Annotated in this window: 7 protein-coding genes and 2 pseudogenes; 4 read left to right on the top strand and 5 right to left on the bottom strand. The window is 54.4% G+C overall.

Annotated elements, in window-relative coordinates; genetic code table 11:
- Nucleotides 1-829: 829 nt before the first annotated feature.
- Both AC221Y_RS13115 and AC221Y_RS13110 read right to left on the bottom strand, forming a co-directional pair.
- Complete coding sequence (locus tag AC221Y_RS13115; RefSeq protein ID WP_299752743.1) at nt 830-1,159, bottom strand: hypothetical protein; 330 nt, start codon at nt 1,157-1,159, stop codon at nt 830-832.
- A gap of 230 nt (nt 1,160-1,389) precedes the next feature.
- Nucleotides 1,390-1,815, bottom strand: a pseudogene (locus AC221Y_RS13110) (DDE-type integrase/transposase/recombinase).
- A gap of 333 nt (nt 1,816-2,148) precedes the next feature.
- On the opposite strand from AC221Y_RS13110, the gene AC221Y_RS13105 reads away from it, so the two are divergent.
- The 3 genes from AC221Y_RS13105 to AC221Y_RS13095 are packed head-to-tail and all read left to right on the top strand — an operon-like array spanning nt 2,149 to nt 7,613.
- Entirely contained in the window at nt 2,149-3,012 is an 864-nt protein-coding gene (locus tag AC221Y_RS13105) for a cyanophycinase (protein WP_299752746.1), read from the top strand.
- 46 nt (nt 3,013-3,058) lie between these two features.
- A complete protein-coding gene (cphA, locus tag AC221Y_RS13100; RefSeq protein WP_299752749.1) occupies nt 3,059-5,860 on the top strand; it encodes a cyanophycin synthetase in 2,802 nt (933 codons plus the stop codon).
- A 13-nt stretch (nt 5,861-5,873) separates the two neighbouring features.
- Complete coding sequence (locus tag AC221Y_RS13095) at nt 5,874-7,613, top strand: Mur ligase family protein (RefSeq protein ID WP_486707480.1); 1,740 nt, start codon at nt 5,874-5,876, stop codon at nt 7,611-7,613.
- 282 nt (nt 7,614-7,895) lie between these two features.
- Here the strand turns inward: AC221Y_RS13095 and AC221Y_RS13090 are convergent, their stop codons facing one another.
- From AC221Y_RS13090 to AC221Y_RS13080, 3 genes are all read right to left on the bottom strand, one after another.
- Nucleotides 7,896-8,669, bottom strand: coding sequence for a DNA repair protein (locus tag AC221Y_RS13090; protein ID WP_299752755.1), 774 nt, complete (start codon nt 8,667-8,669; stop codon nt 7,896-7,898).
- A gap of 145 nt (nt 8,670-8,814) precedes the next feature.
- Nucleotides 8,815-10,458, bottom strand: coding sequence for a chaperonin GroEL (gene groL, locus AC221Y_RS13085; RefSeq protein WP_299752758.1), 1,644 nt, complete (start codon nt 10,456-10,458; stop codon nt 8,815-8,817).
- A 43-nt stretch (nt 10,459-10,501) separates the two neighbouring features.
- Nucleotides 10,502-10,789: a co-chaperone GroES gene (locus tag AC221Y_RS13080; RefSeq protein WP_486707479.1), complete on the bottom strand. Its 288-nt coding sequence runs from the start codon at nt 10,787-10,789 to the stop codon at nt 10,502-10,504.
- 537 nt (nt 10,790-11,326) lie between these two features.
- Here AC221Y_RS13080 and AC221Y_RS13075 point away from each other — a divergent pair.
- A pseudogene (locus tag AC221Y_RS13075) lies at nt 11,327-11,660 on the top strand (MFS transporter); the annotation flags it as partial.

Below are 11,660 nucleotides of genomic sequence, written 5' to 3'. Positions count from 1 at the left end.
CGTCCTCTTCACGACCAGTGTCGCCGGCCCAAAAGGGCTGAAGCTGACATCGCGATGTTTTCCGCCGCCAAACAAACAATTTTAGGAACTGAAACTGACATTTCGCTCTCCTGAACTAATCCTCTTAGTTCCTTATTCTATCGTCAGACGCAGTCGGACAGATTGATTTGCGTCAATGGCAATGGCCCGCTGCCTACACAGAAGCTTTGGACCAGACATGAAAGTGCTCCGCTCAGGTGATAGTCTGAACGAGGCTTTACCTCGGCCCTCTTCGCGACTGCCACGAGACCGATACGCGGCATCCATGAGGCATGGTCAAACGTACTCCCGGCAAAAAAATAACCCCGACATCAGATGAACGCCGGGGTCAGTACTCTTACTTCGGGACAATGGTTATCGTAGCACGGCAGGCATTTGTTCGCCTTGAGTTAGATCAAAAGTGGTTTTTGGTTTTGGATTACCAAACCCAACGAAAGGGAGGCGGTACGTCTCACCGAATTATCGGGACCTAGGTCTGGCGGGCAGCCTCAGATGTTCGAATTAATACCATTTAAAGACAATAAATTAGATAGGATTCTGGCGGCGGAAGAGGTCAAGTCTCCTGACGTGCAGCAGTCAGCACATGATCAACGTCCTCTTCGGATATACCTAACGCGCTGGCGGTCTCCAAAAGGAGACAGCCGCCGCTGGGCAGCTTGGCACCTTCAGCACGGTCTCCATATTCTCCTTGGCCCATGCAACCGTGTCGTCTTGGAGACGGCCTTCACGGCCTGCCCCGAAGCGTCTACGGCTCCTGTGAGGCGGGTCACTCTATTGGGACGGGAGCGGGTCAATCGCCTGTTTTTGGATTGGGCGTATCTACATTGCCTTCCGGCAAAACGAGCGTGTCCTCGTAGACCATCATTGTCTCAACGAAAGTCATTTCTGCCTCAATTCGTATCTCCAACCACTGTTTGATTAGATGACGAACTTTCACAATATCGGGCAAATCGTTCAGTCGGTCTTCCACCGCCTTCAAGCCTGCCAATGCGTCCATGTTCTCAAGGGCAACATCCACCGCCTCGACCAGTAGTGGAAATAACAGAGCGGTGCGTTCCTTGTGTTTTCCGCATAAACTGCGTTGTGCGGTGAAATCGTGCCGTGCCTTGATAAATTCCATAAGTTCCCCTGATGCCTAACAACGCTCCAATAGAGGTAGGGACGTACCGCCGCCACTTCAAGAGTTCGACTAATTTTTATTATTTGTTTTTAATTACTTAACACATAGATATTCATGTGATTATCACACAGTGCTCCTCACATAGGGTTCGCAGAAGATCATGTTGCCTGTGGTGATCCTGCTAAGGCCAGGTCCGATTTTAGGTCCCCTTCCCATATCGAAACTACAATTCAATGAACCATGGATGATGATTGATACTGTGACTGGTTTAACGATGAGGGTGCGAATTCTCGGCACGGATGTTGCGCCAGTGGTTTGGTACCATAGACCTCCGCAGCCTCACCTTCGTGATCAACCGCCCGCCAAAGATAGTGCATCTCTCCATTGATCTTCGCGAAAACCTCGTCCATGAACCACGGCCAGTTCGAATAGGATTGCATCCGACTGACCCGGTTTCTTCGGATCTCGAGGGCAAACATCGGGCCAAATCTGTTCTACCGGACCCGCAGGGTTTTGTGGCTCATATAGATCCCTCGCTCGTGCAGCAGGTCTTCTACATTCCGCAGCGAAAGCGGAAACCAAAGATACAGCATAACCGCCAGACGAATGACCTCGGGGGGGCTTTGAAAGGACTGAAATGGGTCGTGTTTTGTCATCGATGAGCGCTGCAAAACCGCCCTACCCGGCTTAATCCGATTTGCTCTGACAGTGCCTCACGGAGGGTTCGTGATTTACGCTATTTTGGCCGCTCACAGTTTTTGGTGTTCTTGTGCCTCAAAAATAGCCTATTGGATGTTGTGAGCCTGTGTGGAAAAGTTCTTTTGGGCGTTAAAGCGATGCGGATATCAGCATTCTTGGTGAAAACCCTTGATTTACTGATGTTATCTCGGATTTGACGTGGTGTGTCTGTTGTTTCGACGCCATAGGGTAGAATGTAGCGATCACAAAGCTTGACCCGACCTGAGGCAGTCAAAGGATTTCAAAGCAATATGTGCCCAGCATCATTGGCCGACGAAAGCGATCGCGGATTTATTATACCAATCGGTGGGGGCGAAGACCGCGTTAAGGAAATGCAAATTCACCGCAAGTTCGTTGAGCTTTCGGGCGGAGCAGATGCCTATATCGTAGTGATCCCAACGGCATCGATGTTGAATGAGACTGGCCCGGACTACAACCGCATCTTTTCCAACTTAGGCGCGGGCAAGGTGGAGTTTCTCCCGATCTCGCGCCGGTCAGATTGCGACAATCCCGAGTTTTCCCAGATGTTGGACAACGCTACGGGCATATTCATGACTGGTGGCAATCAATTGCGGCTTTCGGCTATTCTGGGCGGGACGCTTGTGGTGACAAAGATCAGGCACCGTAATGCCGCGGGGGTTCCTGTTGCAGGCACCTCGGCCGGTGCGTCGATCATGTCAGAACATATGGTCGCGGGAGGACTAGATAACGAGTCCCCAGCCGAGGGGACGGTCACACTGGCACCCGGTATCGGCCTGACAAATGCGGTCATCATCGATCAGCACTTTACTCAGCGCAATCGGCTTGGCCGTTTGCTGACCGCGTCGTCCTTTAACCCGTTTCTGATCGGCCTGGGCATTGACGAAGACACCGCAGCCTTTATTGGACCCGATAACGTGTTGGAAGTGGTCGGGAGCGGTACGGTGACTGCGGTTGACGCCAGCCAGATGACCCATTCCTCAATGTGGGATGCCAAACCGGGCGAGGCACTAAGCCTACTGGGCCTGCGTCTTGACGTGTTGGGTGAGGGGTGTCGTTATGATCTGAAGGCACGTATCGGATATCCACCGCCAGGGCATTTGGCGCTTTCTGCCTTGTCGGTCCCGGACGTCTAGAACTCCGTCCTGTGCGGAGTAATATATTAATCAACAAGGCAACCATTTGAAAATAATCTCAACAAATGTCTTTGTCGGCCCCAATGTCTGGGCTGAATTTCCTGTAATACGGCACGTCATAGATTTGGGGATATTGGAAGACTGGCCCTCTGCCAAAATCGGATCAGAGTTCCTCCAAGGGCTGATTGCTGCGTTGCCTGGGCTTTCAGACCACGGCTGCTCTTATGGCGAAGCCGGGGGTTTCTTGCGCCGGCTGCGCGAAGATGAAGGCACCTGGATGGGTCATATTCTGGAACATTGCGCCATCGAAGTGCAAAATGTCGCCGGGACGGATATCTCCTTTGGCCGGACGCGCGGGACCGGAGTGCATGGACAATACAACATGGTCTATGCCTACCGCCAGCGCGATGTGGGATTGGCCGCAGGTGAGCTTGCGCTGCGGCTGTTGATGCATCTTCTGCCCCAGCCATTGCAGGACCAGGTCGATCACGCATTCGATCCTGCCTTCGATTGGCCAACTGAATTGCGCAGTTTTGTACTGCATGCCCAACGCAAGGAATTCGGTCCCTCGACCGGTTCTTTGGTTAAGGCGGCCCATGAGCGCGACATCCCTTGGATTCGGCTGAACGAAGGATCCCTGGTGCAATTCGGGCATGGCAAATATCAGCGGCGTATTCAGGCAACCGTCACGTCCGAGACCCGACATATCGCTGTGGAAATCTCATGCGATAAGGAAGACACGCACAATCTGTTAAACGATCTTGGGCTGCCCGTGCCACAGCAACGTATCGTCTACAGCGCCACCGAGGCCATCCAGGCCGCCCGTAAGATTGGCTTTCCCGTTGTGGTCAAACCTTTGGATGCCAACCATGGGCGAGGTGTCTCGATAAACCTGAAGAAAGATGAAGAGGTCGCCGCCGGATTTACCGAGGCCGAAGCACATTCGAAAAGCGCAGCCATACTGGTCGAGAGCTTTGTTACCGGCTTTGATCACCGGATGCTGGTCGTGAACAACAAGCTGGTTGCGGTGGCCAAACGGGTGCCTGGCCGCGTCACCGGCGACGGCAAGCACAGTATTGCTGAGCTTGTGGATATCGCAAACGAGGATCCGCGCCGCGGCATCGGACACCAGAAAGTTCTGACCATTCTTGAGATAGACAATCAGGCCAAGCGCCTGATCGCGGATGCTGGGCACACTGCTGATACGGTCCTGGCGGAGGGGGTGGTGTTTTATTTACGCTCGACTGCCAACCTGTCCACTGGCGGTACCGCGATCGACCTTACCGATGTCGTTCACCCAGATAATCGCGACATGGCAGAACGCGCGATCATGGCAGTGGGACTGGACGTTGGCGGCGTCGATTTCCTGATCGACGACATCACACACTCCTACAAGGACATCGGAGGTGCAATTGTCGAAGTGAATGCGGCCCCTGGCTTTCGCATGCACGTTGCCCCCTCTGAGGGTCAGCCACGCGATGTTGCGGGCAAAGTGATCGACATGCTGTTCCCGCTGGGGCAGCAAAGCCGGATCCCGATTGCGGCGATCACCGGCACAAACGGCAAAACGACGACCTCGCGTATGCTGGGCCACATCATGAAAGCCAGTGGTAAGATCGTCGGCATGACCTCTACCGACGGGGTCTATGTAGATGGCAAACTCAGCGTCAAGGGCGATATGACCGGTCCAAAGTCGGCTCAGATGGTGCTGCGCGACCCCACGGTCGATTTCGCCGTAATGGAAACCGCGCGTGGCGGGCTGGTGCGCAGTGGACTTGGCTATCAGCGTTCAGACGTCGCGGCGTGTTTGAACGTATCCGCCGACCATCTTGGTCTGGGTGGCATCGAAACGGTCGAGCAACTGGCCGTCGTCAAGCGTGTGGTCATCGAAAGTGCCACTCAAACTGCGGTGCTGAACGCCGATGACATTGAATGCCTGAAAATGGCCGACTACGCAGATGTGGATTCAATCTTTTATGTCACCGTCAATCCCGGCCACACACTGGTGAAAGAGCATATCAAGGAAGGGGGTAAGGCAATTGTCCTTGAACAGGGCATGAGCGGCGACATGCTGACAATCTACGATAACGGACTGCATATGCCCGTTCTGTGGTCGCATCTGATCCCCGCGACCCTTGAAGGCAAGGCCACACACAACGTCCAAAACGCAATGTTTGCGGCAGCTATGGCCTATAGTTTCGACGTTGATCTTGACAATATCCGCATCGGTCTGCGGACCTTCGACACGAGCTACTTTCAGGCACCAGGTCGGATGAATGTGTTTGATGAGCATCCCTTCAAGGTGATCCTTGACTATGGCCACAACCCGGCCGCCTTGGGCGCGATGGCAGGACTTGCCGATCGTCTGGACGTCAAGGGGAGGCGCATTGGCGTGCTGTCGATTCCTGGGGATCGCCGCGACTGCGATGTTGCGGATGCAGCACGCATCCTGTCGGGGCATTTCGACCATTATATCTGCAAGGCGGACGACGACAGGCGCAAGCGCGGCGACGATGAGATACCGCAGATGTTCAAAGCCGAATTTCTCAAGAACGGAATTTCGGAAAATCAAATCTCGGTCATTCCGAATGAGGAAGACGCGGTTGCGGCAAGCCTCGAGATGGCAAAACCGGGCGATCTTGTAATCATCTTCGGCGACAACAGTGCCCGCTGCTGGAAACAGATCATCTATTTCAATGCGCCCGAGCAGACGGGGTCCGCAGCGTCGATCCCGGTGAGCGCTCAGGTGCCTGCTCCTTTTGAAGAAATGATCGACGGCGATTCAAGTATGGTACGCGACTCGCGCGGTGTTCGACTGGCCCGAGGCGATATCGAAGACGGAGATTGAACAGGGCCGTGAGATGGATCGTATAGAACAGCTTGAGGCCGCACTTGATATCGACTGGGCGCAGGCCGACAATATCCGTGTCGACCCAGTTCGCCGCCTAACCGGTCCGAGCCTGATTTGGAATCGTCCTGGCGCGGTAGTGGATATATTCTTTGAGGATTTTGATCCTGGCATCTTGACGGCTCTGTGGGAGAAACACGCACGCCTTGCGTTGGATGCGCTTGGTTGGGAAGACGAGAATATCGCCCACCGGCGTTTCCGGGGGGGCGTTAGTCTGACGATCTCCGCTCCGCTCGATCAGCTTTACTCTGCTGTCTACGTAGCCCAAACCGCATGGCACTATTGCGCGGCAGAACTCTTGAACGTCGCGCCTTCGCCGTTCGACCGCATGATCAACGATCTGAAAACGGTCATGGCGCAAGAGGCAAATCCGGGCTTGATCACTTTGATTGCTGCGGCTGCTTTGCATGACGTTGATATCCTCTGCGACGATGATGAGGTTTCTCTTGGCCACGGGGCCAGTTCCAAGACATGGTCCGTGGCGGAGGTGCCAACACCGGACAAAGTTGATTGGTCGGACCTGCATGATGTGCCATTTGCGCTCATCACCGGCACAAATGGTAAGACAACGACAACGCGTCTTTGCGCTACGATTGCGCGTGCTGCAGGCAAGGTCGTGGGCTTGACGTCAACCGATCTCGTGCAGGTCGATGACGATGTCCTTGATCGTGGTGACTATTCTGGCCCGGGAGGCGCGCGGATGGTTCTGCGCGACCCACGGGTCCAGATCGCCTGCCTGGAAGTGGCGCGCGGTGGTATCTTGCGTCGCGGGTTGCCAACCCGGCGCGCCCGTGTGGCCGTCGTAACAAACGTCGCCAAGGACCACTTGGGAGAGTATGGCGTGACGTCGCTGCCGGAGCTGGCACAGGTCAAGTTTGTGGTCGCGAGCGCGTTGGCGCCGGATGGTGTTCTGGTCTTAAACGCTGATGATTCCCACGTGGTCGATGCGGCAATCAACGTGACCGCAGCGATCTGGTGGTTTTCACTGCACGCCTCCACGCCCCAGATCGTTCAGGCGCGAGCGCTTGGCAAACCTTGTGCCTATCTCAAGGGCGACGAGCTGATCTTTTTTGATGGCACCGCCGAAGCATGGACCCTCGACGTAAGGGATGTGCCAATCACCTTATCGGGAGCGGCTAGACACAACGTCCACAACGCGCTGGCGGCGATGTGTACTTCAACCGCACTCGGTATACCGGGCGAAGCGATCCGGGTTGGGCTTTCAAGCTTCATTTCTGATCCCAGGAACAACCCAGGCCGCTTAAATGAGTTTCACTACAATGGCGCGCGGGTTTTCGTCGATTTTGCGCACAACCCCCACTCGATTGCGGCGGTGTGTGATGCACTAGCGCTGATCCCGTCAGAACGGCGGTTCGTCTTGCTGAGCCAGCCTGGAGACCGGTCCAATCAGAATATCGACGAAGCGGTGACGGCGGCGCTGCAGTTTCAGCCCGATTTGATCGTCGCCGCAGAAATTGCAGATTATTTACGCGGTCGAACATTGGGTGAAACACCAATTCTCATCGAAACGGCGGCTATCTCCGCCGGGATCAAACCCGAACGCATCCTGCACGCCAGTTCTCCTTCGACCGGAGCAAAGCTGATACTTGACCAAGTGCAACCAGGAGACCTGGTCCTTTTGCTGGTGTTATCGGATCGTGAGGGGGTATTCGAGATTCTGGCAAGTCCATAAGTGAGGCACCCACTCCAATCGGTGCTCTCAGACGAAAGCGAACACGTCTCTGTCAGGACAGTTGCCCTGCCCCTCATGCAGCTCCGAGACCACGCCACTCATTGAGAGCGTCGGTACGGTTCAGTTTAAAATTTGATCGGATGATGTCGGGGCGCGCCTTGAAGTCGCACACGGGCGAATGTTTGGTCATCACACGATGGTGTGAAAGCGCACTGCCCGCCTCAAGCTGGTTTCCTCTGCCAAGGCTTCGTGTGACTTTTCCGATAATTTTGTGACAACCCGTCAACTGAGTTGCTTTTGCCCGACACCGAGAGGAACGATCTTCATGTCGCACACAGCTTCCTTTGCAAGGACTTCAAATCCAAGCGGCGGAAGCACATTTCTCACTGTCTTTACCAGGCGCTGAAGTTGCATTGCCACGGCTTCTTCTTCGATATCGACCTGTTCAGTCCACAACTTGATTTCATTGCATGCACGCAGAGCTTGCTGGATCCTGTGTTGTTGGGTTTCAGCCTCAATCTGGCGGTGTCGAAGAAAGCCCTTTGCACGGGTCACATTTTCATCGGAATACGTATCCGCGAGCTGGCTGGACTGCTGGCTCATTTGTGCAGCGACTTCCATCACGTCGGTTTCGAGCTGGCCCAGGTCGGGGTGATCGCGAAGGAACATCAGACGCTCCCGGACCGCGTCGAATTCTGATGACATCGTAAAGATGCCAGATCGGTCTGCTGCATGACATGCGTGAAATGCTCGTGCGACATCGTCCATACTGATGCGAAAGTCGCGATGGCTTCTTTCAAGTTTCAAGATGCGCGCGTTTGTAGGCGCCATGAAGAGGAGGGAGAATACTGCGGCAGTTACAATCAACTGACTAAACATACCCGCGTTGAGGACTGTCGCATCGCCGACAGTCATGGCGAAAGTAAACCATGGCAAAAAGCCCACGGATGCAGCGATAGAAACGGCAAGGAGACCGAAAGCCAGAGCTGCCAGAACAGCTATCGCGACAGTCTGCATTACGCGTCCGGCGAGGTCAGTGATTGATGAAATTGGCATAGGTTTTCCCTCCAATGTGGTCAAAAATTACGTTGGGGCCCCGACGTCTCCTTATCTGGCTCAAAATCAAGAAAATTCGACCCGGCTGTCCTGAGGACGGAGGCCCGCAGACAAAAGCCTGCGGGCCGTTTTTTTGAGCAGTCGCTTACATCATGCCGCCCATACCACCCATGCCATCCATGTCGGACATGCTGTGGCCACCTGCCTTTGTGGGTTTGTCACCGACCATAGCTTCAGTCGTAACCAGCAAGCCCGCGACGGATGCTGCATATTCAAGTGCGATCCGGACAACCTTGGTCGGATCAATGACACCCGCTTTCAACATATCGACGTATTGCTCGGTTTGCGCATCATACCCAAACGACTTGCTTTTGTTTTCAATGATCTTTCCGACGACAACTGATCCATCGACACCAGCATTTTCAGCGATTTGGCGCAGCGGTGCTTGGATTGCTTTGCGGACAATCTTGATACCAGCAGATTGGTCCTCATTGTCACCTTTAAGCCCGTCCAGCACTTTGCCTGCATGCACCAGCGCGGTGCCACCGCCGGGCACGACGCCCTCTTGTACTGCAGCGCGCGTCGCATTCAGCGCATCATCGACCCTGTCTTTACGCTCTTTCACTTCGATCTCTGTCGCACCGCCGACCTTAATCACTGCAATTCCACCGGCGAGTTTTGCCAGACGTTCTTGCAGCTTTTCCTTGTCATAGTCGGAAGTGGTTTCTTCGATCTGCGCCCGGATTTGAGTAACTCTTGCCGCAATCGCAGCCTTGTCACCCGCCCCGTCAATGACCGTCGTGGCGTCTTTGGTTATCGTGACCTTCTTTGCAACGCCAAGCATATCCAAAGTGACGCTTTCCAGCTTGATACCAAGCTCTTCAGAAATCACTTGTCCGCCGGTGAGGATGGCGAGATCTTGCAGCATCGCCTTACGGCGATCGCCAAAACCAGGGGCTTTGACGCCAGCAACTTTCAAGCCTCCACGGAGCTTGTTGACGACAAGCGTTGCGAGCGCTTCGCCTTCTATATCTTCGGCAACAACCAAAAGCTGTTTGTTCGCCTGTATGACGGCCTCAAGCAATGGAACCATCGGTGCCAATGATGTCAGCTTTTTCTCGTGGAGCAGGATGACGCAATCTTCCATATCGACGGCCATCTTAGCTGGGTCGGTTACGAAATACGGGCTGAGATATCCGCGATCGAACTGCATGCCCTCGACAACCTCAGTCTCGGTCTCAAGGCCTTTGTTCTCTTCGACGGTAATAACGCCTTCGTTGCCGACCTTTGCCATAGCGTCTGCGATTTGTTGGCCAATGGCTGCTTCGCCGTTGGCCGAGATGGTGCCAACTTTTGCGATCTCGTCGGTATCACCTACGGGGCGGGACATCGCCTTGACCTCGGCAACAACTGCCGCGACAGCTTTGTCGATCCCGCGTTTCAGATCCATCGGGTTCATGCCCGCGGCAACCGATTTCATACCTTCTTTGACGATAGCCTGCGCCAAAACTGTAGCAGTTGTCGTGCCGTCTCCGGCCTCATCATTGGTGCGGGATGCGACCTCGCGCACCAGTTGCGCGCCCATGTTCTCGAAGGGGTCCGAAAGTTCGATTTCCTTGGCGACAGTAACGCCGTCCTTGGTGATACGCGGTGCGCCATAAGATTTGTCGAGGATCACATTACGGCCTTTGGGGCCGAGGGTGACTTTGACAGCATTGGCGAGAGTATTGATGCCCTTGAGCATGCGGTCACGGGAGTCCGTGCCGAATTTTACGTCTTTTGCAGACATGTCGGTATTCCTAGTTGAAAACGTGTGAAAGTTGGAGCGAGGTTCAGGCCATAATGCCGAGAATGTCGCTCTCCTTCATGATCATCAGTTCTTCGCCATCGATCTTGATTTCAGATCCGGACCATTTGCCGAACAGAATCTTGTCGCCAGCTTTGACGTCCATGGCGATACGCGCGCCTGCATCGTCTTTTGCGCCTGCACCAACGGAAACGACTTCGCCCTCTTGCGGTTTTTCCTTGGCGTTTTCGGGGATAATTAGACCGCCAGATGTCTTTTCGTCGCCTTCGATACGGCGAACCAAGACTCGGTCATGGAGTGGGGTAAACATCATGGAAATACTCCTTTTCGAGACTTCCGGAAACGGGTGGCGTGCTTAGATATCCATTGGCACTCGCCACACCTGAGTGCCAATTACAAAGCATGTGGCTATCTTATGAGCGCGTAACAATAGGGTCAGTGAAGAAATCTTTCGGGATATGCCGCGCGCCAGTCCTGCCGCTTTAGAGGCGCTAGCGTCGAGTTCGCCAGCGGCTTGGAGCCCGATCCAAACCGGACTAATTGATGGTTCAGGAGTTGGACCTTCTGTGCATCCACTTTTGACGCAACAGGTCGAGTTTTGCGAGCGGTGGCATTCGGGAATTTGTGCTCAAAGCAAAGTCTCGCTGCAATCAGCCCAAAACTTAGGTATGTGAACAGGGCTTACGTTCTATTTTTTTGTATCAATGCCCACCATCAGCATATTGCAACGCTTTCGCGGTTTGGTTTCATCTGAAGTGAGAGATCCGGGAACCTCCGATTGCTTCGCGTTCTTGCCGTGTTCCTAGAATTAGAAAACTCTTAAAAGGGTGTGACCTATGAGACCTCAGCGATGATAAGAAGCCTTTTTCCGCTTGCCGCTCTTTTATTGGGGTCAGCCTTCCTGCTGTTCGCAGGGGGCGTAAACAGCCTGATCCTGCCGATCCGGGGTGAGGCAGAAGGCTTCTCCGCCGCTTCGCTGGGTCTTCTCGGCACGGGATGGGCGATCGGCTATGTGGCGGGTTGCCTGCGAACACCAACCCTTGTTGCACGCGTGGGTCATATCAGAGCGTTCGGAGCAATGTGTGCGATTGCTGCAATCGCGGTCCTGCTGTCGCTTGTGCTTATTACGCCCTGGGTCTGGATACCCGTTCGGGCTTTGTCCGGGTTCTGCTTCGCTGGGGCGG

The organism is Boseongicola sp., from assembly GCF_057460485.1.
This window is presented reverse-complemented; position numbering and strand designations above follow the sequence as displayed.

Coding starts and splice junctions, on each gene's coding strand:
- AC221Y_RS13115 (WP_299752743.1), bottom strand. CDS start 1,159: ATGGAATTTATCAAGGCACGGCACGATTTCACCGCACAACGCAGTTTA.
- AC221Y_RS13105 (WP_299752746.1), top strand. CDS start 2,149: ATGTGCCCAGCATCATTGGCCGACGAAAGCGATCGCGGATTTATTATA.
- AC221Y_RS13095 (WP_486707480.1), top strand. CDS start 5,874: ATGGATCGTATAGAACAGCTTGAGGCCGCACTTGATATCGACTGGGCG.
- AC221Y_RS13090 (WP_299752755.1), bottom strand. CDS start 8,669: ATGCCAATTTCATCAATCACTGACCTCGCCGGACGCGTAATGCAGACT.
- groL (WP_299752758.1), bottom strand. CDS start 10,458: ATGTCTGCAAAAGACGTAAAATTCGGCACGGACTCCCGTGACCGCATG.
- AC221Y_RS13080 (WP_486707479.1), bottom strand. CDS start 10,789: ATGATGTTTACCCCACTCCATGACCGAGTCTTGGTTCGCCGTATCGAA.